This window comes from Nocardia sp. NPDC049737 (assembly GCF_040674755.1).
In the GTDB taxonomy this organism is placed as follows: Bacteria; Actinomycetota; Actinomycetes; order Mycobacteriales; family Mycobacteriaceae; genus Nocardia.
Window position 1 is genome coordinate 145,640 of record NZ_JBFANH010000009.1, and the last position, 23,192, is coordinate 168,831.

Genomic DNA, 23,192 nt, shown 5'->3' on the forward strand with positions numbered 1-23,192 from the left:
AATCCTCCTGCGTCCGAACAGCGACGGGCCTGCCCCGCCAGCAAGGTCGGCGCCATCCGCGGGCACGATGTCGAAGAAAAATGGGGTTGTTCGTCGGCATGCCAGTAGCGGTCACCTCAGGAATTCGCGGACTGCGCCGAGCCACTGGTCTGGCTGATCGATGTGCGCCATGTGGCCCGCCTCGTCGATCACCACCGGCCGTGCGGAGGGAATCAGGGCAGCCGCCTCGGTGGTGAGTGTCGCGGGGAAGATCATGTCTTGCCGGCCGTGTAGCAGTAACAACGGCACGTCGAGTTCGGCCAGTCGCCGCGCCGCGTTCTCGTATCGGGGCGAGGGCAATGTGCCTGCCACCATGGGCCGCATCCATTCGGCGGAGAACCGGATGGCCGCGAGACGCCGCAGGTAGTCGGGTAGGGCTGCTGGCCGCCAGATATTTGCCGAGGCTCCGGCGATGGCTGCTGCGCGGGTAAGGCCGGCACCGGCCAACGAGCTCTCGGACCACACTTGCGCCTCCCTGGCGCGACGCTCTTCCCGAACCTGCCATCCGGCGAAGGCGTCTGCGGGCACCGGCAGGACGCTGCTGGACGCAATGATCAGCCGTCGTACCCGGTCGGGTGCATCCAAGGCGAGACGTTGGGCGATCAGGCCGCCGTATGAGAACCCCAGCACGTCGGCTCGGGCGACACCGTATGCATCGAGCAGCGCCGTCAGATCCCCGACAACAGTGTCCGGGGTGTATTCGTCGTCTCGAAGTCCCTGGGTGGATCGGCCGCAGCCGCGCAGATCCGGCAGTATCAGCCGATGCGTCCCTGCCAACTCGACGAGCGGTTCGCGCAGATAGCTGTGATCCCAGTCCGGTCCACCGTGGATAACCAACAGTGTTCGCCGCGCCGGACCGGCGGAGTGTGCGACAAAGAGCGTCACCGCGGGATCCGCGGACACTGGCACAACCTGCTCGACAAACACTTCGCTCAGTCTTCCATCCGCTTTGCGCGTCAATGACTGATCGAGTGGCCGCATAGGCTGGCGGCACGATTCATCATGTGCAGGTGGGGTGCCCGGCGGGCAGCGAGGATCGTCAGCGAGCCTTCTACGAGGGGGTTCTCGGTTGGACAGAACTACCGAAACCACCGCTGCTGGCGGCTCGCGGTGGCTGCTGGTTCCAAGTCCCCGGGCTCAGTGGGCCCGACGGAGAGTTGCACGTGGGTGTCGAGCAGGACTTCCGCCCCGCACATAGAGCTCACCCGGCGTTCGTCGTCGATATTGACGCAACAGCCGGTGCCCTTGTGGCCGCTGGGTATCCGGTCGAGTGGGCCGATCCGGCCGAGATCCCTGGACGCCGCCGCTTTCACACGCGCGATGGCGTCGGCAACCGGCTGGAGTTCCTCTCCCCCGAAGGCCACTGAACAACCGGCGACATGTAGAAGCCACTCAGACTGCCGGACCACGAGATGATACGTCGTTCGGCATCGGGCAAGGGATTCTCCGACACGAACCGGCCCGGCTGCCTCTGGCGCCCGGTCGTGACATACACGCAGGAATGCCTCGTTCGCGAGACCCAGGTCGTCATGACGCCGACCTGGCCGGTCCGCCCATGTCGTGAGAACTCCATCGCCAAACCGTGGATGTCGTGACACGCCTCGACGTGAGCGATCACAATTTACCAAACGCGCAACTCCTTGACACGGAGCAAATGTTCGCGCTAACAATGTTTGCGTTAACATTGTTAGGAGCGTCACAGTGGCGGACGAGTATGTGGTCGGTGTCGACTTCGGGACGTTGTCCGGGCGGGCACTTGTTGTCAGGGTGCGGGACGGGGCCGAGTTCGGTAGTGCGGTAAGCGAATACCGGCATGGGGTCATCGATCGAGTGCTGCCTGTGACGGGCGCTGAGCTGCCGCCGGATTGGGCGTTGCAGGATCCCGAGGATTATCTCGACGTCTTGCGGACGGCGGTGCCGGAGGCGCTGGCCGAGGCGGGGGTCGACCCCGGCGATGTCATTGGGATCGCTACCGATTTCACGGCGTGTACGGTGCTGCCCACACTTGCCGATGGGACGCCGCTGTGTCGGGTGCCGGAGTTCGCGGGGCGTCCGCATGCCTATCCGAAGTTGTGGAAACACCATGCGGCACAAGCGCAGGCGGATCGGATCAACACCCTCGCCCATGAACGGGCCGAACCGTGGATCAATCGGTATGGCGGCAAGATCTCGGCGGAGTGGGAGTTCGCCAAGGCGCTGCAGATGTTGGAAGAGGATCCCGAAATCTATGCCAGAGCCGAGCGCTTCATCGAGGCTGCGGACTGGATTGTCTGGCAGCTGTGCGGCAGGGAGACCCGCAACGTCTGTACGGCTGGTTACAAGGGAATTCACCAGGACGGTAATTGGCCGAGCAGCGACTACCTGGCTGCGCTGAATCGGAACTTCGCCGACTTCGCTGTCGGCAAGCTGGTCCACCCGCTGTCCCCGCTCGGGGGCCGTGCCGGAGGCCTGACCGAGCGGGCAGCGGGATGGACGGGGCTGCGGCCTGGGATCGCGGTCGCGGTGGGCAACGTCGATGCGCATGTCACCGCGCCCGCTGCGCGGGCTGTCGAGAATGGGCAACTGCTCGCGGTCATGGGCACGTCCACCTGCCACGTCATGAACAGTGACCACCTCGCTGAGGTCCTTGGAATGTGCGGCGTGGTGGATGGCGGAATCATCAGTGGCAGTTGGGGTTACGAGGCGGGGCAAAGTGGGGTCGGCGATATTTTCGCGTGGTTTGTCGACTCGTCGCTGCCGGGGCGCTATCACGCCGAGGCTGCCGCGCGCGGCATGGACGCCCACGCCTATCTGAGTGAGCTGGCGCAGCGGCAGCGAGTCGGTGAACACGGGCTGGTCGCGTTGGACTGGCACAACGGAAATCGCTCGGTGCTCGTCGACCATGATCTGTCCGGGGTGCTGGTCGGCCTCACGCTTGCGACGAAACCCGAGGACATCTATCGCGCATTGCTGGAGGCCACCGCCTTCGGCACCCGCACCATCATCGAAACCTTCAATGCCGCAGGCGTTCCCGTTCGCGAACTGGTGATTGCCGGTGGCCTGCTGAAGAACTCGTTGCTGATGCAGATCTATGCCGATGTGACGCGGTTACCGCTGTCGATCATCGGCTCGGATCAGGGCCCGGCGCTCGGCTCGGCCATCCATGCCGCTGTCGCCGCCGGGGCCTACCCGGATGTTCGTGCCGCCGCCAAGGCGATGGGCCGGTCGCACCGCAACGCCTACCTCCCCGATCCCGACCGCGCCGCCGCCTACGACGCCATCTACGCCGAATACCAAGCCCTACACGACCATTTCGGCCACGGCGGCACCGAGGTGTTGCACCGGCTGCGGCGTATCCGCAACGACGCACGAAGGGAAGTCGCTACCGCATGAGTGAGCGAATGGCCGCGGCCGCTATTACCGTCCTGCGCGAGCAGCTGGTCGATCTGCATCGAGAACTACTGCGCTGGAGTCTGGTGGTGTGGACCGCGGGCAATGTCTCCGCCCGGGTACCCGGCGAGGAATTGCTGGTCATCAAGCCGAGCGGGGTGTCCTATGACGAACTCACCCCGAATTCGATGGTGGTCTGCGATTTCGACGGCAAGCTGGTCGAAGGCGATCTGGCACCGTCGAGCGATACCGCCGCGCACGCCTATATCTATCGGGCGATGCCCGAGGTGGGCGGCGTGGTGCATACGCATTCGACCTATGCGAGCGCGTGGGCCGCCCGCGCGGAACCGATTCCGTGCGCCCTGACCGCGATGGCCGATGAGTTCGGCGGCGAAATTCCGGTCGGCCCCTTCGCACTGATCGGCAACGACGATATCGGCCGAGGTGTGGTCGCGACGCTGTCGGGCCACCGCTCCCCCGCCGTCCTGATGCGCAATCACGGCGTCTTCGCGGTCGGGCACGACGCGCGTGCCGCGGTCAAGGCGGCCGTCATGTGCGAGGACGTGGCTCGCACCGTGCATATCGCGCGCCAGCTCGGTGAACCGGTCACCATCGCGCAGGCCGATGTGGACAGCCTGCACGACCGCTACCAGAACGTATACGGCCAGCACTGAATTCCGGCCGCCGACAAAGGAGTACGTCCTCGATGAACCCGAAACCACGCATCGGCCTACTCGGCATCATGCAAGCCCTCTACGACGACATGATCCCGGGCATCGCCGAGCGCCAGGACCGCTACGCCCACGACATCGCCGAACAACTCGCCGATCTCGCCGACTGGACAGTCGGACGCCCGGTCAAGGATCGGCGTGACGCCGAGGCGGTCATGCGCGAATTCGTCAATGCCGATCTCGACGGCGTCATGGTGGTGATGCTCACCTACGGCCCGGCGATGCGGGTGGCCCGGTTGTTCAACGAGAACCGACTTCCGGTGCTACTGGCCAATATTCAGCCCGAGCCGAACGTCACCCCCGCCTGGGATATGGCGGATATGACCTACAACCAGGGCATCCACGGAGCCCAGGACACCGCGAATGCGATGGTCCGCGCCGAGCGTCCGTTCACGGTGGTTACCGACGACTGGAGAAGCGCGGAATTCGCCGCGCGCGTCGACCGTTGGGCGCGGGCCGCGCGAGCCGTCACCGCATGGCGGTCGCTGAAGGTCGGCGTATTCGGCTATGCCATGAACGATATGGGCGATATACGCGTCGACGAGAACGCCCTATTGCGGGCGCTCGGCCCGGAGATCAGCTTCGTGGCGCCGGGCGACCTCTACCGCGGCAGCCAGGCGGTTACCGATGACGAGGTGGCGGCGCTGATGGCCTGGGAGGACGGGGAATTCGCGATCGATCCGGCACTGACCGACGCGGAACGCGAAGACCACGCCCGGATGCAAATCGCCATCGAACGCATTCTCACCGACCGCGGCTACGGTGCGTACTCGACGCATTTCGATGCGATCGGCGAGGACGGCCGGTTCCAGCGGCTGCCGCTGGCCGCAGCATCGAGCCTGATGGCCAAGGGCTACGGCTATGGCGCGGAAGGCGACGCGATGGCCGCCGCCATGGTGTACGCGGGACATCAGCTGATCGGTGACGGCCATTTCACCGAGATGTACGCGATGGACTTCCCCTCCGACTCGATCCTGATGAGCCATATGGGCGAAGGGAATTGGCGCATCGCGCGCACCGACGAGCCGGTCCGGCTGATCCGGCGCGAGCTCGGCATCGGCAAGCTCGACGAACCGCCGACCTTCGTGTTCCGCTACCAGCCGGGGCCCGCGACGCTGGCCTGTCTGGTTTCGCTCGGCGGCGAAAAATTCCGAATGGTGGTGGCCGAGGGCGAGGTGCTCGACAGTCAGCAACTGCCCGCGCTGGAGATGCCCTACGGCCAGTTCCGGCCCGCGAGCGGCGTGCGTGCCTGCATGGATGGCTGGCTCACCGCCGGCGGACCGCACCACCAGGTCATGAATATCGGCCAGCACGCCGCCGACTGGCAGGTCTTCTGTCAGCTCGCCGGCATCGAGTTCGTCCAGGTCTAGTCAAGGAGTTGTGCCATGCCCACCATCAACCGACGCGGACTCTTCGCCGGCGCCGCCGGTGTCGCCGCACTGTTGGCCGCCGCCGCGTGTTCCGTTGAGGACAGCGGGAATTCGTCCGCGACCGGCGGCATGATCGGCATCGCCATGCCGACGAAATCCTCCGAACGCTGGGTCGCCGACGGTAACAATATCGTCAAACAATTCAAGGACCTCGGCTACGACACCGATCTGCAGTACGCCGAGGACGTCATCGAAACGCAGGTTTCGCAGATCGAGAACATGATCACCCGTGGCGTCAAAGCCTTGGTGATCGCGGCGATCGACAACAAATCGCTCACCGGCGTACTGCAGCAGGCCAAGACGAACAAGATTGCGGTGATCGCCTACGACCGACTCATTCGCGACACCGCGAATGTCGACTATTACGCCACCTTCGATAACTTCAAAGTCGGTGTGCTGGAAGCGAATTACATCGCCGACCGACTCGGCCTGCGGGATGGTAAGGGCCCGTTCTCGATCGAACTGTTCGCCGGTTCTCCCGATGACAACAACACCTACTACTTCTTCAACGGCGCCATGTCGGTGATCCGGCCCTATCTCGACTCCGGCAAGCTGGTCGTGCGCTCCGGACAAACCGCCGTCGATCAGGTGACCACCCTGCGCTGGGACGGCGCAACCGCCCAGTCCCGGATGGAGAACCTGCTCAGCGCCAATTACTCCACCACGAATATCGATGCCGTGCTGTCCCCCTACGACGGCCTCAGCATCGGCATCGTCTCGGCCCTCAAGGCGGTCGGTTACGGCAGGGGCGATAAGAAGATGCCGGTCGTCACCGGTCAGGACGCCGAGAAGGCGTCGGTGAAGTCGATCATCGCCGGCGAGCAGACCATGACCGTGTTCAAGGACACCCGCGACCTCGCCAAACGCGCCGTGCAGATGGTCCATGCGATCCTCACCAGCGGCACGCCGGAAACCAATGACACCACTTCCTACGACAACGGCGCCAAGAAGGTGCCGTCGTATCTGCTGCAGCCCGTCTCGGTCGATAAGGACAACTACCGGAAGGTGCTCATCGACTCCGGCTACTACTCCGAGCGCGACTTCGCCTGACGACCAGGAAAGGGCTGCCCGCATGGCCGAGTCAGGGCCCGGAGGCGGCGGCCTGCGTAACCACGGAGGGCCCCTCGGGCATGCAGAAAAGGACACTGCCCATGACAAAGCACATTCTCGAAATGCGCGGAATCACCATGGAATTCCCGGGTGTGAAGGCGTTGGACGCGGTGGATTTCGCGGTGGCCGACGGCGAGATCCACGCGCTGGTCGGCGAGAACGGCGCGGGCAAATCCACGCTCATGAAGGTGGTCAGCGGCGTCTATCCGCACGGCTCCTACAGCGGACAGATCCGCATGGACGGTACCGATGTGGCGTTCAAGGATATTCGCGGCAGCGAGGCGGCGGGTATCGCGATCATCCACCAGGAATTGGCGCTGGTGCCGCAGCTTTCGATCGCGGAGAACATCTTTCTCGGCAATGAACGGCTGCGCAGCTGGACCGTCGACTGGCACGAGACCAACAGGCAGGCGATGCTGCTCATGCGGCAGGTCGGTCTCGTCGAGGATCCCGAAACCCTGGTCGCCGCTCTGGGCGTCGGTAAACAGCAACTCGTGGAAATCGCCAAGGCGCTGTCCAAACAGGTGCGATTGCTCATCCTCGACGAACCGACCGCGGCACTCAACGAGACCGACAGTGCGAGCCTGCTCGCGCTGCTGCGGCAACTGCGTGCACAGGGCATCACCTCGATCCTGATCTCGCACAAGCTCAATGAGGTTTTGGCAGTTGCCGATTCGATCACCGTGCTGCGCGACGGCCGGACCATCGAGACCCTGGATGCGGCGGCCGCGGAGGTTACCGAGGATCGCATCATCAAAGGTATGGTCGGTCGCGATCTCGACCATCGGTTCCCGCCGCGGGAGGATCCGCAGATCGGCGAGGTGTTCTTCGAGATCGCCGATTGGAATGTCGACCACCCGACCATTGCCGATCGCCGGATCGTGCGGGATGCGGCGCTGAATGTGCGGCGCGGTGAGATCGTCGGTATCGCCGGGTTGATGGGTGCCGGGCGCACCGAGTTGGCGATGAGTGTTTTCGGCCGGTCGTATGGTCGCAATATTCGCGGCACGATTCGCAAAGACGGTGCGGTACTGAAAGTTTCGTCGGTGCATGACGCTATCGGCGCGGGGATCGCCTATGTCTCGGAGGACCGTAAGCAATACGGACTGATCCTCGATGAGGACATCCGGCGCAATATGACCCTCGCCAATCTTCCCGCGGTCTCCCGGCACACCGTCATCGATACCCATCGCGAGATCGTCGAAGCCGAGCGCCTGCGCACCCGGCTGACAGTGAAGACGCCGACGGTATTCCAGAAGGTGGGCAATCTCTCCGGCGGGAACCAGCAGAAGGTCGTGCTCGGCAAATGGATCTTCACCGAACCCGATCTGCTGATCCTCGACGAGCCGACCCGCGGTATCGACGTCGGCGCCAAATACGAGATCTATCTGATCGTTCAGCAGCTCGCCGCAGCCGGAAAAGGCGTGCTGATCATCTCCTCGGAACTGCCGGAACTACTCGGCTTGTGTGACCGCGTCTACGCGATGAGCCAGGGCCGCATTACTGGGGAACTCCCGAAACACGAAGCCACACAGGAGGCTGTCATGAAACTGATGACACGCGGAACCGCCACGGCCGAGGCGGTAACCGAATGACGTTGCTGGACAAGCTCGAGGACGACGACTCCGCCGAGGTAATCGCGAAGGCCGTCGAGCGGAAACAGGTCGGTGCGCTCGCGGCCCTGCGTCGCACCCTGCGCGGTAATGTGCGCCAGTACGGCATGATCGTGGCGCTCGTGGTGATCACACTGCTGTTCCAAATCCTCACCACGGCAAAGCTTTCCGACGGCGTCAGCCTCTTGACACCGCTCAATGTCACGAATGTCATCCTGCAGAACGGCTACATCCTGGTGCTCGCCATCGGGATGATGCTGGTGATCATCAACGGGCACATCGACCTATCGGTCGGATCACTGTGCGCGCTGGTCGGTGCGGTGACCGGTATCGCCATCGTGCAGTGGCACTGGCCGTGGCCGCTGGTCGTGCTGGCGGCCGTGGCGATGGGCGCGGCCATCGGTGCGTGGCAAGGATATTGGATCGCCTACGTCAAAATTCCGGCATTCATCGTCACCCTGGGCGGCATGCTGCTGTTCCGTGGTCTGGCGCAACTGGTGCTGAAGGGCCAGTCGATCGGTCCGTTCCCGCAGGGCTTCGTGAATATCGCGGCCGGCTACCTCCCGAATTGGTTGCCGCTGCATGCCGTTCAATTCGCCGGGTTCAACGGAATCGCCATCCGGCTGCGCGTCGGCGAGCTGAACGGTTTGACATTGCTCATCGGCGTGCTCGCGGTAGCAGCCCTGGTGTGGTCGCAATGGCGGGTGCGGCAGCGCCGTTACTCCTATGGCCTGCCTGCCGGACCGCGCTCGCTGTTCATCGCGAAGTTGGCGTCGCTCGGCGCGGTCATCCTGGCATTCAGCTTCGTATTGGCGTCCTATAACGGGATTCCGATCATCGGCGTCATTTTGATCGTGTTGATCGTGCTGTATTCGTTCGTCATGAACCGCTCGGTGATCGGGCGCCGGATCTACGCCGTCGGCGGCAATGAGAAGGCCGCACAACTTTCCGGGGTGAACACCAAGGCCAATACGTTCTGGGTTTTCGTGAACATGGGCGTGCTCGCGGCTCTGGCGGGCGTCATCTTCGCGGCCAGGCTCGGTGCGGCAACTCCGAAGGCGGGACAGAACTTCGAGCTCGACGCTATCGCCGCGGCGTTCGTCGGCGGCGCGTCGGCCAGCGGCGGTATCGGTACGGTCGTCGGCGCCATTGTCGGAGCGCTGGTGATGGGCGTGATGAACAACGGCATGTCGATGCTCGGCGTCGGCAGCGACTGGCAGCTGGTCATCAAGGGCCTGGTGCTGCTGGCCGCGGTGGCGTTCGACGTCTACAACAAGAAGCGCGCGGCGGCCTGAGCACTCACCGCTGGGCCGGTGCCGCCGTGCTGTCGCGCGTGACCAGCGTCGGCACCACCGACGGCGATGCCGGTTCGGCGGCGGTGCCGTCGAATTCCAACAGGCGCAACAACATCTGCATGCTGCGGCGGCCCACCTCGTCGAAGTCCTGTCGGATGGTCGTCAGCGGCGGCGATAGGTAGGCGGCTTCCGGAATATCGTCGAAACCGACCACCGAGATGTCGGCGGGTACCCGGATGCCGCGTTCGGTGAAGGCGCGCAGCAGGCCCAGCGCCATCTGGTCATTGGCCGCGAAGACCGCGGTCACATCGGGCTGTGCGGCGAGCAGCAGTCCCGCTTCGTAGCCGGAGCGGGCGCTCCAATCCCCGCCGATCACCGGAGGAATCGGCGCACCTGCGGCCTCCAGCGTGCTTCGCCAGCCCTCGATGCGGTCGCGCGCCTCCAGCCAGTCACTGGGACCGGCGACCTGCCATACCGTGCGATGTCCCAGGTCGAGCAGATGCTGGACGGCCAGCCGGGCACCCTCGACCTGATCCACCGAAACCGATGGCAAGCCGCTGTCCTGTCCGGTCTCTACCGCGACGGCCAGCAGGCGTTCAGGCAGATTGTGCAGTGCCGCGGCGGCCGCCATCTGCGGGGCGATGACGATGATCCCGTCCACGCCCTGATCGGCCAGACTGTTCGCGGCAGCCAACACACTGGAGCGGTCCACCGTCTCCAGCGCGAAGATGCTGACACCGTAACCCGCTGTGCGAGCGGCACGTTCGATGCCGAGCAGGGTGCACGCCGGGCCGTACAGAATGGTGTCGAAACTGACCACGCCGAGCATATTCGAGCGCCTGCTGACCAGGCCCCTGGCCATGGCGTTGGGGCGGTAGCCGAGTTGCTCGACGGCGCGCAGCACCCGCTCACGGGTCTCCGGCCGCACGTTCGCGCTGCCGTTGAGCACCCGCGACACGGTCTGGTGGGAGACTCCGGCGAGTTTGGCGACATCGGTCATGACCGCCGGGCGCGCACCCGTCGGCCGAACCGCCGTTGAGATGTCCCCGGCGGCAAATCCGTCCCTGTCCCTCACATCCCACCTTCCAAGCGTCGCGTCGAATAGTCGTCCCGGTTCCCCCAGGTTAACGCTCACACAGCCGGTGGCCGCACCACGACCCGAACCACCGCACCGACCTCGGCAACCGATATCCGGTCGTCGCCATCAGATTACGGCCGTCAGAGCTCTTGACTAGAAGAATGTGAGCGCTAACACTAACAGGACTACCGCACCTCGGTGCAACGCGTTTCACAATTCGAGGGAGAGCCTGATCGTGTTGAAGAGGCTTCTGATCACCGCCAGCGCACTTGTTTTCACCGCAGCCACGGCCGTCGGCTGCGGCAGCTCGGGAAGCGACCAGACCGTACTCGGGTTCTCCCAGGTTGGCGCCGAAAGCGGTTGGCGCACCGCGAATACGAAATCGATCCAGGACGCCGCGGCCGCGGCCGGCATCCAGCTGAAATTCGCTGACGCCCAACAGAAACAGGAAAACCAGATCAAGGCGATCCGCACCTTCATCCAGCAACGCGTGGATGTCATCGCATTCTCCCCCGTCGTCGCATCAGGATGGGACACCGTCCTGAAGGAGGCCAAGGACGCCAAGATTCCGGTGATCCTCACCGACCGGGCGGTCGACTCGGCCGATACCTCGCTGTATGTGACCTTCCTCGGCTCGGATTTCGTCGAAGAAGGTCGCAGGGCGGCGAATTGGCTCGTCGACGCGACCAAGAACTCGAATGACACCGTGAATATCGCGGAGTTGCAGGGGACCACCGGATCCGCGCCCGCGACCGATCGGAAGAAGGGCTTCCAGGAGGTCATCGGCGCCGACCCGAAGTTCAAGATCATCGCATCGCAGACCGCGGAATTCACTCGCGCCAAGGGTAAAGAGGTCATGCAGGCATTCCTGGCCGCGCACCGGGATATCAACGTGTTGTACGCGCACAACGACGATATGGCCCTCGGTGCGATCCAGGCCATCGAGGAAGCGGGACTGAAGCCGGGTAAGGACATCAAGATCATCTCGATCGATGGGACGCGAGATGCCTTCCAGGCCATGGCCGACGGCAAGATCAATGTGGTCGTCGAATGCAATCCACTGCTCGGCCCGAAGCTGATGGAGATCACCAAGGAGGTCGTCGCGGGTCACCCGACGCCCAAGCGGATCGTCACCGACGAAGGCGTCTACACCCAGGACCAGGCCGCCGCGGCGCTGCCCACCCGGACGTACTGAGCCGGAGCAGTGCATGTCGGAACCGACTGTCACACCCGCACTTCGGATGTCGGGCATTGTCAAGCGTTTCGCCGGGGTCACCGCACTGTCCGAGGTGGACCTGCGGCTGCTCCCCGGTGAGATACACGCATTGGTCGGTGAGAACGGTGCGGGCAAATCCACCCTCATCAAGGTGCTCACCGGAATTCACGACGCCGATGCTGGAACCATCGAACTCGACGGTCGCCCAGTGCGTTTCACCGGCCCGCAGCAGGCGCTGCGGGCCGGGGTGAGCACCGTCTATCAGGAGGTGAATCTGTGCCCGAATCTGTCGGTCGCGGAGAACATCTACATCGGACGGGAACCGCGGCGCGCCGGTCTTGTCCGATTCGCCGCGATGCGTCGCGATGCCGCCCGGCTGCTGGACAGACTGCATCTGAACATCGATGTGGCTGCCCCGCTCGGCTCGTATTCGCTTGCGGTGCAACAGCTTATCGCCATCGCCCGAGCTGTCGACCTGGATGCGAAGGTTCTCATCCTGGATGAGCCGACCTCATCGCTGGACACCGGTGAGGTCGAGCAACTGTTCGCGGTGATGCGCCGACTCGCCGCCGAAGGTGTGGCAATCGGGTTCGTCACCCACTTCCTCGATCAGATCTTCGAGATCTGCGACCGGGCCACAGTGCTGCGCAACGGCACCCTGGTCGGCGAATATCCGGTAGCACAACTGACCCAGAAGGATCTCATCGCGCACATGCTCGGCACGGCGTTGAGCACGCTCGACGAGATCGAGCACGAGAAGCCGGATCCCGCGGTGGTCGCGCGTCACGATCCGTTGTTGCAGGCGACGGGGATCGGAGGCCGCCGTAATTCCGTCGCGCCGTTCGATCTCACTGTCCGCGATGGCGAGGTGGTCGGGTTGGCCGGGTTACTCGGCTCCGGCCGCACCGAGGTGGCGCGACTGCTGTTCGGTGCCGACCGCGCGTCCACCGGGAATCTCCGCGTTGCGGGCACACCGACGGCGCTGCGCTCGCCGCGCACCGCGATCGACCATCGGATCGCCTTCTGCCCCGAAGATCGCAAATCTCAGGGCCTGATCCTCGACCTGTCGGTGCGCGACAATATCGTGCTCGCGGTCCAGGCCGCGCGCGGTTGGGCCCGGCCGTTGTCTGCGCGCAAGCGTGACGAACTCGTCGCCGGATACATCACCTCGCTGCGGATCGTCCCGGCCGATCCGGATACGCCGGTGAAATTCCTCAGCGGCGGCAACCAGCAGAAGGTGCTGCTGGCCCGCTGGTTGGCCACCCGGCCGAAACTGCTGATCCTCGACGAACCGACGCGCGGCATCGATATCGGCGCCAAGGCGGAGATCCAGCGGCTGGTGGTCTCGCTGTCCGAGGAGGGCATGTCGGTGCTGTTCATCTCCGCCGAACTCGAGGAGGTGCTGCGGCTGAGTCACAAGGTGGCGATCCTGCGCGATCGGCGGCTGGTCGCCGAACTGGTCAACGATGCCACCCTGACCATGGATCGGCTCACCGAAACCATTGCGAGCGGAGCAGTTTCATGACGCTTTTTCGAAACCACCTGTTCTGGCCCGCGGCGGCGCTCATCGCATTGCTGATCGTCAACGTGGCGTTCACGCCCGGCTTCCTCTCGATCCGCATCCAGGACGGACACCTCTACGGCAGCCTGATCGATATCCTGCGCTACGGCGCACCATTGGTGCTGATCTCGCTCGGCATGACGCTGGTCATCGCGACCCGTGGCATCGACCTTTCGGTCGGCACGGTCGTGGCGATCGCGGGCGCGCTTGCCTGTCTGCACATCAGCAATATGCCGAATCAGGCCGATGCCGGTGGCGTCGCCGTCGCCGTACTGATCGCGCTCGGCGTGGCGGTCGTGCTCGGACTGTGGAACGGAGTGTTGGTGGCGCGCTTCGGGATTCAGCCGATCGTGGCGACATTGATCCTGATGGTCGCCGGACGTGGTGTCGCACAGCTGATTACGTCGGGCCAGATCATCACGATCAACAGTCCGCCGTACAAGGTGATCGGTGGCGGCTATCTGCTCGGCCTGCCGGTGCCCGTCCTGGTCGCGGCCGCGGTGTTCACCGGCCTCGCGGTTTTGTTGCGGCGCAGTGCGCTCGGGCTGCTGCTGGAATCGGTGGGCGGCAATGCCGAGGCGGCGCGTCTGGTCGGCATCCGGGCCGGTGGTCTGATCGTCGCCGTATACGCGGTCTGCGCATGCTGTGCGGCCATCGCGGGCCTGATGATCAGTTCGAATGTCTCTGCGGCCGACGGCAATAACGCCGGTCTGTGGATCGAACTCGATGCGATTCTCGCGGTCGTCATCGGTGGTACCGCGTTGACCGGTGGGCGATTTCAACTCGGCGGCACCGTTCTCGGCGCGCTGGTCATCCAGACGCTCACCACCACCATCTACACCGTCGGGGTACCTCCGGAGACGACGTTGGTTTCCAAGGCGGTCGTGGTTATCGCGGTGTGCCTGATCCAGTCACCGGCGTTTCGCGCCAAGGTTTTCCGCCGTCGCCGCCAACCGGTCGGCACTCCATCGACACCGACGGGAGCGACCATATGAACGCGCTGACCGCGGCCGCGGCCAAGGCCCCTGTATTGCGCCGGGCAACGATTCGCGGACACCGCAGCCGGTACATCCCAGTGCTGGCCACGGCGGCATTGTTCGCCGTCATCTACGGCGTCGGCGTGATCCGCTATCCGGCATTCGGCTATCCGCAGGTTTTCGTGAACCTGTTCATAGACAACGCCTTTCTGCTCGTCCTCGCCGTCGGTACGACCTTCGTGATTCTCACCGGCGGCATCGACCTGTCCGTCGGGGCGGTGCTGGCCTTGTCCACGGTGGTCTCGGCCTGGCTGGTGACCGTGCACGGGTGGCCGCCGTTGCTGGTCATGCCGCTGATGCTGGTCGGGGGCACACTCTTCGGCGCCGGTATGGGCGCGGTGATCCACTACTTCGAGATCCAGCCGTTCATCGTGACGCTGGCCGGTATGTTCCTCGCGCGCGGGCTGGCCTATGTCATCAGCACGGATTCGATCACGATCACCGACCCGGTGTATACGGATCTGGCGCAGCGGCGATTCCGACTCGGCGGGGACGTATTCCTGACGGTCGGCATGATGGTCGCGCTGGTGATCATCGCGGCGGCCTTCGTCGTTCTGCACTACACCCGGCTGGGTCGCACCGCGTATGCGATCGGCGGCAACGAACAGTCGGCGCTCATGATGGGTCTGCCGGTGGCCAGGACCAAGGTGGCCGTATACGCGATCAGCGGCTTCTGCTCGGCACTCGCGGGCATCCTGTTCACGCTCTACACCCTGTCCGGCTGGAGCCTGCACGCCGTCGGCATGGAACTCGACGCCATCGCCGCGGTCGTCATCGGCGGCACCCTGCTCACCGGCGGCTCCGGATTCGTCCTCGGCTCGGTACTCGGTGTACTGACCCTCGGCGTAATCCAGACCATCATCAGCTTCGAAGGCACCCTGAGTTCCTGGTGGACCAAGATCTTCATCGGCGTCCTACTACTCGCCTTCATCCTGCTGCAGCGCACCATCGGAACACGCGACGGATAGGTAGGTGCCCCGGTTTCGTGCAGGTCGTGTGGATCCGCCGCTCACTGCAGGCCGCCGTCGACGTCGATCACCTGTCCAGTGATCCATCCGGCATCGTCGGAGGCGAGGAAGGCGATGACCTTGGCGATGTCACGGGGCCGGCCGATGCGGCCGAGGGCTGTCGCCGCGATCAGCGCCGCACGTTCCGGCGTAGTAAGGATGTCGGCCAACATCGCGGTGTCGACGATGCCTGGGGCGACGGCGTTCACGGTTATACCGCGCGGGCCGAATTCGGCGGCCTGGCAGCGGGTCGCTGCTTCGACGGCGGCCTTGCTAGCGGCGTATGCGGTGCTGGTCGCCGCGATGCGGCGGGCCAGGCCGGAGGAGACGTAGACGATTCGGCCGCCGTCGCTCAACTGCTCGGCCGCGGCCACGGTGGTAAGGATGCCGCCCTCGACATTGGTTTCGAAATGCTCGGCGAGATGGTCGGCGTCGATGTCCTCGGTCAGCCCACGTCGATAAACTCCCGCGTTGTTCACCAGGATGTCCAGTCGCCCGGTGTGCCCAGCCGCCGTGTCGATCAGCTGTCGGCGCTGGTCGGCATCCCGTAGGTCGGCCTGCACGAGGTAGGCGGATCCACCGCTGGATTCGATGGCGGCGGTGACGGTTTCGGCCTCATCCCGATATTTTTCGGACTGATAATTCACGATGACGGTGGCACCGCGTCCGGCCAATTCCACCGCGGTGGCCGCCCCGATGCCACGGGACGCCCCGGTAACGATGGCGACTTTCTGCTCGAGCCTCATTGACCGGCCTCCGGGGGGATATTGCGATTGAAGCGGAACATGTTGGCGGGATCGTAGATTCGCTTCAGCGACCGCAATCGCGGATATGCGGCACCGTACGCACCAGGAATGCGATGGTCCTCATCGTCGTCGAGGTAGTTGACATAGGCGCCCGGCGCCGCGTGTGGTGCGACGGCGGCACCGAACGCCCGGGTCCACGCCACCTGCGCGAGATCGTCCTCTGCGGTATCCCAGCCGTTGACGACGAGAAACGAATAACGAGCGGTACGTCCGCCGAATGCGGTGTCGCGCTCGGGTACTCGCCCCACGGCACCGCCCAGGTGTTCCAGGAAGATCTGGGTAAACGGAGCGCTGAGCGTGCGGCACTGCTCGACGATCACGTCGACGACATGGTCGCTCAGCTCGGACAGATAGTGTCCGCGCAGGTGGTAGCGAGCGCCGGGGGGTGTGCTGCTGTCATGAACCACCTGCAACTCCGCGGTCCCCATCTCCCGCACAGAGTCGTGCTGTGGAATTCCGAGCGGCGCGAGCGGCGCCAGGATGTTTGCCATTGCGTCCGCGGCTCCACTGTGGCACAACCCGATTCCGACGCTGTGGCTGCCGTCCGGGTTACCGGAGTAGTAGAAGTGGGTGACCAGTTCGTCACCGGCGCGGGCGGTGATCTCGCGATAGGCCCGCAGGACGGCGCGGGCCTTCGTGGCCGGGTAGAGCATGACACCGGCCACTACTCGGTCGACCGGATGCAGCCGCAACGTCAGCGCGGTCACCACGCCGAAATTCGATCCGGCTCCGCGCACCGCCCAGAACAGATCGGGCTCGGTGTCGATGTCGACGGTGCGGAGTCGTCCGTCGGCAGTCACCATCTGCACGGCCTGGACGTTGTCGCACGCTGTCCCGTAGCGGCGCATCAACCAGCCGAGACCGCCGTGCAGGGCGAATCCGGCGACGCCGACAGTCGCGACCGAGGCGCCGGTGGTGGCCAGCCCATAGCGGGCCGCGGCGGAGACGAGACTGCCCCAGCGCACTCCGGCCCCGACCCGGGCGAGGCGGCGGTCCGGGTCGATGCTGATGCCCGACATGGCCCCGGTGGATGCGACGAGCGCATTGTCGGGCATCGACCGGGCCGCCACATCGTGACCGGCGCCCACGACCGCGAGCGGGATGCCCGCACCGGCGGCGAAGTCGACGACGCAGCGGACATCGGTGGCGTCGGCGCAGTCGGCGATGAGGGCGGGATAGCGACTCAGCCCCTTCCATATCCGTCGCCTGTCGTTGTAGGCCGGGTGGGTCGGATCGACGATGCGCCCCCGGAAGAATGCGGTCAGTTCGGGCGCACGGACGGTCATGGGGCCTCCACGGGTGCAGGAGAGCGGTGGTGGACTACTGCCGCCCAGTTGTCGTGTTCGCGATGCCACAGCGTCGAGCAGTACAGCGTGCGGTGCCGATAGGTGATCAGCTGTGTACTGTCGCTCAGCGGCAAAACCGTTGCCTCGGTCACGCTGGCTGGTGCGTCGGCTGTGGATTGGTCACCCGGCCAGGTGTCCAGGGTGTGGCATCCCTGCGCCGTGACCAGCAGTGCGTCCGGAGCGAGGTAATCGCCGGAATCCGCGTGACCGAGCAGCTCGAGCAGGCGCCGCTCCCGCTCGACGATCATGAGATCCGCGGCGCGCTGGGTGATGCCCGGGGCCTTTCGGCGGATGAACGCGGCCGCCTGCTGCGCCGTGGCCAGCGAACTCCACATCGCTGGCGGGTCATCGAAGTTGTCGAGGAACGCATCGGCGAGGTCCTGGCTGTCCGCGGCCGCCCGGAGCACATCGATGACATGGCCCGGTGGTGGACCGAGCGCCGATCCCGTCCATTCGGTGACATCACGGGCAAGGTCCCAGAGCCGCTGTTCCCATCGATGACAGAACTGCTCGTCGAATGCGGTGTCGGCGTCGATCATCCGGCCGAGTTCCCACGCCGCGGCCACGGCGAGGTTCGCTCCCTGCCCGGTGACCGGATCATTGAGTACCGCGGCATCGCCGACCGCGATCGCGAAGCGGTGGGTGCCCAATCGGGTCCAGGGCCTGCGGACCGTCGGTGTGATCGCCCCTTGCAGCAGATCCAGCGGGCGAGTGAGGGCGAACCTGCGGGTATCGAGGCGTTCGAGAATCTCGGAATCGACCTCGCGCAGTAGCTCTAGTACCACCCGCGCGCACCCCGACGGATCGTCGTAGTACCGCGCGCGCAGGCGGTTCGCCCACGGGCCGTCGCAGACGGCCTCGAAGGTGATACCGGCAACCCGGCCGGCCACGGAGTGCACCGGTGTCTGGAAGATCTCGCCGGCTCCGGGAACGATCTCGAAATGCATACCCAGCGGATCCGTATGCGCCACACCGTGGAACAGCCCGGCGAGAATCAGCCGAGCGGGGTGCTCGGCGGAGCGGGATGCGATACGTGGAAACAGGGAATCCACGCTCCGGTGGCCGGTGGCGACCACCGTCGAGTCATGTTCGGACGCGGAACGGGACACCGCCACCTCTGGGTCCGGAACCGGCACGATCGTGCCGCCGCGTTCCTGATAGTCGGCCAGCAGCCGTGGCAGGTAGAGGCGGAAGTCGACGTAACTGGCCTGGTGGGAAAGGTTCCCGCAGAAGGCGATCGGCGGATCGGTGTGTACGCGCACATGTGCGCAATTCATGCCGAAGTCGGGAAAGTTCCAATGATCGACGCCGAGCGTCTGCTCGCGGGCCCTGGTCCGGCCGAACCGGCAGACGTTGTTGGGCAGGCGCCCCGCCCGGATCTGTTCGGGGCTCTTGTCGGCATACAGCGTGGTCGAGATGCCGCGCTGCTGGAGCTGCAGGGCCAGATGCAGCGCGGATATCCCGGTGCCGACTATGCCGATGCCGTACATGGCGACTCCTCCCCCTGCTCGGTACCGACCAGTTGGATGTAGGCATTCGCCAGCATCCGGGTGAGGATGCCGTCGGCGCGAAAGGCGGTGTCGCGGAACCAGCCGACCGAACGTACGCCGACCGCGGTTCCGGTCACGAACACCTCGTCGGCGATCACAAGATCGTTCGGGGTCAGCCGAATCTCGCGCGTCACGATGCCGCTGCGTGCGGCCAGCCGGAGCACGGTTTGCCGGGTGATTCCGTTGAGGAACGTGTGCGCCGGCGGCGTTACCAGTTCACCTCGGCGCACGAGAAAGATGTTGGAACCCGTGGTTTCGGCGATCCCGCCCGTATGATCGAGCAGCAGCGCGTCGTCGAATCCGCCGGCCCGGGCTTCGGCCAGCGCCAGTGATCCGACAAGGTAATTCGCCGAGGTCTTCGCCTGCACCGGCGCCATGGTAGGGGTCGGCCGGGTCCATCGAGACAGGCCGAGCCGCAGCGGTTTTCCGTCGTCTAGCGCCTGCTTCGGCCATGCCAGCACAGCGATGGCGAGATGCACGGTGGTGCCGGTCGGATCGATGCCGATCACTTCGTCCCCACGCCAGACCACGGGCCGGATATACGCCTCCGCGAAGTCGGCAGCGGCGACGGCGGTTTCGATCGCGTCCGCTATCTCCGTCGAGTCCCAGGGCAGTGCGATCCCGATCGCCGCGGCCGAAGTGCGCAGGCGGTTCACATGGGCCGACAGCGCGAAGGGGCGGCCGCCGAAACTCCGGATCCCCTCGAAGACGCAGGCCGCATTGTGCAGACCGAAGCTCAGCACTGGCAGATGTGCCGCGGCGGGGTCTACCAGCGCCCCGTCCATCCAGACAGCGCCGACCCGGCCCGCAGTGGTCAATCCACTCATACCCGTGCCTCACTGACGCTTCCTTGCGCCAACAGCACGGTGCGCACGCCGTGGCGATCGACGGCGGCGCGCAGCATGGCGACGGCCGTACCGATCGAGGCCTGCGCCGCCGCGCGCACCGCGTCGAATTCCCTTGTCGGTGTTCCAGCAACGGATCCGATGTGGTTGCTGACCACATGGAAGCGGTTGGCGCCCAGCTTCAGCTTCGTCAACTGCGCACCACGGCCGAGGTTGAACCGGTTGACGCCGTGCGCCGAACCCCAGTGATAAATCCGATACAGCGCCGCGGCATAAAGGTTCTGCGCCGCCGGCAGTGCCGCATGATCGATGCCTTGGACCAGGGCTTCCACGGTATTCGACTCGGGATAATGAAGCGCGAGCACGGCCTGTACAGGTGTACCGTCGCGGCGGCGGTGCAGGAATACGCACATTCGTTCGCCGAGTGAAGATTTGGCGAGGTTTCGCAGGATCGGTAGGGCGAAGTGATTGCGGGTGTGCCCGTACTTCGCCAGATTCATCCGGTGCAGCCGATCGAAGGCCACCAGGATGTCCTCGTCGATCGCCGCACCGGTCACCACGTCCCACTCGAACTGCTCGTCCGCGCGTCGGACCAATCGGCGCAGCTCCCGAAAACGTGTCCCACCCAGTAGTTTTCGCAGGTCGTGATCGATGTCGTCGGCGGCGACGAACTCCGCTTCGATGAACCACGGCAGGTCGACGAAGTCGTGCCGAGCCAGCACCTGGCCGGCGTCGTCGTCGCGAACCACCGGGTACAGCAGCCATCGGGCGCCACCGGCGGCGCCCTTGTGTCGGGCGGCGTCGAGTTCGGACTCGCTGGGAGCAGACGTATGCGGGCGGTAGAAATAGCCGCCGGTGAGCAGCGTGGGGTCGGCCGTCGATTCGATACCCAGTGTGTCGACCACGGCCCGCCAGTGCAGGATCTCTCCCAGCGGGACCACGAGATTCGGCGTCTCATAGAGCTGGCATGCCGCCTGCCGCCACGGTCGAGTGTCGGCGCAGGGCTGCTCTGTGCTGACCCATCCTGCCGGACCGCGCACGAGGGAGCGGGTCATGTCGACTCGCCCTGTTCGCTATCGCCAGGCGCCCGTGGCGTTTCGTGATGAAACACCGCCTGCCAACTACCCTGTTCGAGGCGCCACACGCTGCTGCAGTACACGACTCCCGGCAGCGGTTTGCCGTCGAATTCGCCCCATTGCCGCAGGCGATAGGTCAATGCCGCGACGTTCCCACCGGCCGGCACGACCCGAAGCTCGTCGACCATGAAACCTGCGCCATGGTCGAGCGCATCGAGGGCGTCGATGAGATCCCGTTGCCGCACCAGGCCCATCGTGGCGTCGAATCCGAAGCCATCCGGGTGCATCAGCTCGGACAGGGTCGCCTTATCCCGGCCGAATACCGCCGCGAGCACGCGGAGTTCGCGCTCCTCGAACCGGCTGCGCAATTCGTAGCGGGTATCAGGCATGGCCGACCAGAGCCGCGCGCTGTGCGCACTCGGCGATCCGTTCGCCCAGCAACTCCATCATCTGCCATCCTTTTCGCAACATCTCGCCGACCTCGTCGGGAGTCCAGTCCCGCTGCTCGGCCAAGGCCCGATAGCCCATGTCCATGTGTTCGGCGTCCGCACCGTCGTGCAGCTGGAAGTACCGGCTCTCCGGGAACGACGGCAGCCCGGCGGCGTGGAAGACCAGCCCGCTGCCTTCGAGCACCAGATGCGACAGGACCGAGCGCTCCACACTGGATCCCGAGGTCATGCGGTCGAGGAACCAGGAGGAGATTGCGGCAATCACCGGGTCCCAGCTGGCCGGGCGGTTGTCACGCATGCGCGCCAACAGTCGGTTGTGCCCGATCTCCTCACCGAGATGTTCGTCCGCGAGTGCACGCCCAGGGCCGTCACCCTCGCCGACCACTCGGGCAGCGATCACCCGTTGGAATGCGTCCGACCAGCCCTGCAGATGGTCCAGCATGCGGTCACGCACCTGCGGCGGGTGCGCGCCGATCTCGCTGATCAGTCGCACCAGCGCATTGTTCTCGAAGGTCCGCAAATGCGCATCGTTCTCGGCGCGCACGGCCGCGATATCCGGGCGGTCACCCGCGAACGACACCCGCGGATCGTCCGGATTCTCGTACAAGCCCGCGCCTTCGAATTGGATCGACAACGCCCAGAACCCGGTCGGCGGGGTGCCGATGAATCCGTGCCGTGCGCCCGAAGGCACCACGACGATATCCCCGGCGCGGATCTCGGCAGTGATATCGCCCAGCGTCCGGCCGGTTCCTTCCGCGACGACGATCATGCTCTTGGTCGGGTGCTGGTGCACAGACAGCTCCTCATCCGGCTGCAGCCGGACCCAACTCAGTGACAGCCGGGAGAATTCGGGAACGAATTTTCGCAGTGCGGGATTTCGATGGAAATCCTTGAGCAGGCCTATGTCATGGACCGTGCCGTCGACGACCACGGATGTGATTTCAGGTATCGCCTCACGCGCGACAACTTCCATGTAATTCCTATTCCACACTGCGCGGCGATCCCGGCAGAAACCTGCCGCGGGCGGATGTGCCCGAGTCCGCGATGCCGACTTCTCTCATACTGTGTCGTTGTCGGTCGCGCCGGACCGTACCGATTCCGGCTGACGGTGAATTTAGGACAGCTGCTCGCAGGGAACATCCGCCAATCGGAACGGGAATATCCGCATTGTGCGGGCGCACCACCGCGCCGGTTGATGTCCGTGCGGGTGATCGTTTCTCTGCGAGGAACATTTCGTTACAGGGACATTACAGAGCTACGGCTTTCCGTGTCTGTCACAGAGCCGCTGACCCGATGTTTCGGAGCGACTCCCACCAAATCTCGTCTCGAACGGGGTTGGATTCCCCAATTCTGTACCGAGATTGCGGTCCGCAGCCGAAGGTGCGGATGTTTCTGCTCGATCTGGCGGATGTTCTGCGGGCGCATCCGCCATAACGTGCCAAGTGTCGGGCGGTGGGCGATACACGCTCCAGAACTGCATGCATCGAAGGTCGTCGAACAGATGCCATCGCCCGGGGCAGAGTAACGATACATTAAACTGGAGGATCTTCCGGCATAAGGATAATACACACAGATTCTCCGGCGGGTCGTTACGGCATTAACTCCGGAGTTGATCTTCCGCGCATACGACAGTC

Annotated in this window: 20 protein-coding genes; 11 read left to right on the forward strand and 9 right to left on the reverse strand. The window is 64.9% G+C overall.

Annotation, left to right across the window (positions count from 1 at the left end; genetic code table 11):
* Positions 1–111: 111 nt before the first annotated feature.
* Positions 112–942: an alpha/beta hydrolase gene (locus AB0J47_RS14870; RefSeq protein ID WP_364345495.1), complete on the reverse strand. Its 831-nt coding sequence runs from the start codon at positions 940–942 to the stop codon at positions 112–114.
* Between the two features lie 107 nt (positions 943–1,049).
* Between AB0J47_RS14870 and AB0J47_RS14875 the strand changes: the two genes are divergently transcribed.
* From AB0J47_RS14875 to mmsB, 7 genes are all read left to right on the forward strand, one after another.
* Entirely contained in the window at positions 1,050–1,406 is a 357-nt protein-coding gene (locus AB0J47_RS14875; protein ID WP_364345497.1) for a glyoxalase, read from the forward strand.
* A 334-nt stretch (positions 1,407–1,740) separates the two neighbouring features.
* On the forward strand, positions 1,741–3,411 hold the full coding sequence (gene araB / locus AB0J47_RS14880; RefSeq protein WP_364345499.1) for a ribulokinase: 1,671 nt from the start codon (positions 1,741–1,743) through the stop codon (positions 3,409–3,411).
* Positions 3,408–4,082 carry an L-ribulose-5-phosphate 4-epimerase gene (locus AB0J47_RS14885; RefSeq protein ID WP_364345501.1) on the forward strand — a complete coding sequence of 225 codons (675 nt, stop codon included), beginning with the start codon at positions 3,408–3,410 and terminating at the stop codon, positions 4,080–4,082. The genes araB and AB0J47_RS14885 overlap by 4 nt, the downstream gene beginning before the upstream one ends.
* 32 nt (positions 4,083–4,114) lie before the next feature.
* Positions 4,115–5,509 (forward strand): L-fucose/L-arabinose isomerase family protein, encoded by a 1,395-nt coding sequence (locus tag AB0J47_RS14890; protein ID WP_364345503.1) that lies wholly within the window; start codon positions 4,115–4,117, stop codon positions 5,507–5,509.
* Positions 5,510–5,524: 15 nt separating this feature from the next.
* A complete protein-coding gene (gene chvE, locus AB0J47_RS14895) occupies positions 5,525–6,619 on the forward strand; it encodes a multiple monosaccharide ABC transporter substrate-binding protein (RefSeq protein WP_364345505.1) in 1,095 nt (364 codons plus the stop codon).
* Positions 6,620–6,720: 101 nt separating this feature from the next.
* Positions 6,721–8,274, forward strand: coding sequence for a multiple monosaccharide ABC transporter ATP-binding protein (gene mmsA, locus AB0J47_RS14900; protein WP_364345508.1), 1,554 nt, complete (start codon positions 6,721–6,723; stop codon positions 8,272–8,274).
* The gene (gene mmsB, locus AB0J47_RS14905) at positions 8,271–9,587 is read left to right on the forward strand and encodes a multiple monosaccharide ABC transporter permease (protein ID WP_364345510.1); all 1,317 of its coding nucleotides are present in this window, start codon (positions 8,271–8,273) and stop codon (positions 9,585–9,587) included. The genes mmsA and mmsB overlap by 4 nt, the downstream gene beginning before the upstream one ends.
* Positions 9,588–9,591: 4 nt before the next feature.
* Here mmsB and AB0J47_RS14910 read toward each other — a convergent pair whose 3' ends face one another.
* A complete protein-coding gene (locus tag AB0J47_RS14910) occupies positions 9,592–10,662 on the reverse strand; it encodes a LacI family DNA-binding transcriptional regulator (RefSeq protein ID WP_364345512.1) in 1,071 nt (356 codons plus the stop codon).
* A 238-nt stretch (positions 10,663–10,900) separates the two neighbouring features.
* Between AB0J47_RS14910 and AB0J47_RS14915 the strand changes: the two genes are divergently transcribed.
* From AB0J47_RS14915 to yjfF, 4 genes are read left to right on the forward strand one after another with little or no spacing between them, the layout of a single operon-like run.
* Entirely contained in the window at positions 10,901–11,860 is a 960-nt protein-coding gene (locus tag AB0J47_RS14915; RefSeq protein WP_364345514.1) for an ABC transporter substrate-binding protein, read from the forward strand.
* 13 nt (positions 11,861–11,873) lie between these two features.
* Positions 11,874–13,406 carry a sugar ABC transporter ATP-binding protein gene (locus AB0J47_RS14920; RefSeq protein ID WP_364345516.1) on the forward strand — a complete coding sequence of 511 codons (1,533 nt, stop codon included), beginning with the start codon at positions 11,874–11,876 and terminating at the stop codon, positions 13,404–13,406.
* Positions 13,403–14,437, forward strand: a complete 1,035-nt coding sequence (locus tag AB0J47_RS14925; protein ID WP_364345518.1) for an ABC transporter permease — start codon at positions 13,403–13,405, stop codon at positions 14,435–14,437. The genes AB0J47_RS14920 and AB0J47_RS14925 overlap by 4 nt, the downstream gene beginning before the upstream one ends.
* Positions 14,434–15,447 (forward strand): galactofuranose ABC transporter, permease protein YjfF, encoded by a 1,014-nt coding sequence (gene yjfF, locus AB0J47_RS14930; protein ID WP_364345520.1) that lies wholly within the window; start codon positions 14,434–14,436, stop codon positions 15,445–15,447. The genes AB0J47_RS14925 and yjfF overlap by 4 nt, the downstream gene beginning before the upstream one ends.
* A 41-nt stretch (positions 15,448–15,488) precedes the next feature.
* On the opposite strand, the gene AB0J47_RS14935 is transcribed toward yjfF, so the two are convergent.
* Genes AB0J47_RS14935 through AB0J47_RS14965 form a run of 7 tightly spaced genes read right to left on the reverse strand, consistent with a single transcriptional unit; the run spans position 15,489 to position 22,531 of the window.
* Complete coding sequence (locus tag AB0J47_RS14935; RefSeq protein WP_364345522.1) at positions 15,489–16,232, reverse strand: SDR family oxidoreductase; 744 nt, start codon at positions 16,230–16,232, stop codon at positions 15,489–15,491.
* Complete coding sequence (locus AB0J47_RS14940) at positions 16,229–17,578, reverse strand: FAD-binding oxidoreductase (protein WP_364345524.1); 1,350 nt, start codon at positions 17,576–17,578, stop codon at positions 16,229–16,231. Before AB0J47_RS14940 ends, AB0J47_RS14935 begins: the two co-directional genes overlap by 4 nt.
* Complete coding sequence (locus tag AB0J47_RS14945) at positions 17,575–19,128, reverse strand: styrene monooxygenase/indole monooxygenase family protein (protein ID WP_364345527.1); 1,554 nt, start codon at positions 19,126–19,128, stop codon at positions 17,575–17,577. The genes AB0J47_RS14940 and AB0J47_RS14945 overlap by 4 nt, the downstream gene beginning before the upstream one ends.
* On the reverse strand, positions 19,110–20,015 hold the full coding sequence (locus AB0J47_RS14950; protein ID WP_364345529.1) for an aminotransferase class IV: 906 nt from the start codon (positions 20,013–20,015) through the stop codon (positions 19,110–19,112). The genes AB0J47_RS14945 and AB0J47_RS14950 overlap by 19 nt, the downstream gene beginning before the upstream one ends.
* Entirely contained in the window at positions 20,012–21,088 is a 1,077-nt protein-coding gene (locus tag AB0J47_RS14955) for a GNAT family N-acetyltransferase (RefSeq protein ID WP_364345531.1), read from the reverse strand. The genes AB0J47_RS14950 and AB0J47_RS14955 overlap by 4 nt, the downstream gene beginning before the upstream one ends.
* Positions 21,085–21,498, reverse strand: coding sequence for a nuclear transport factor 2 family protein (locus AB0J47_RS14960; protein ID WP_364345533.1), 414 nt, complete (start codon positions 21,496–21,498; stop codon positions 21,085–21,087). Before AB0J47_RS14960 ends, AB0J47_RS14955 begins: the two co-directional genes overlap by 4 nt.
* Complete coding sequence (locus AB0J47_RS14965; protein ID WP_364345535.1) at positions 21,491–22,531, reverse strand: cupin domain-containing protein; 1,041 nt, start codon at positions 22,529–22,531, stop codon at positions 21,491–21,493. The genes AB0J47_RS14960 and AB0J47_RS14965 overlap by 8 nt, the downstream gene beginning before the upstream one ends.
* Positions 22,532–23,192: the final 661 nt, after the last annotated feature.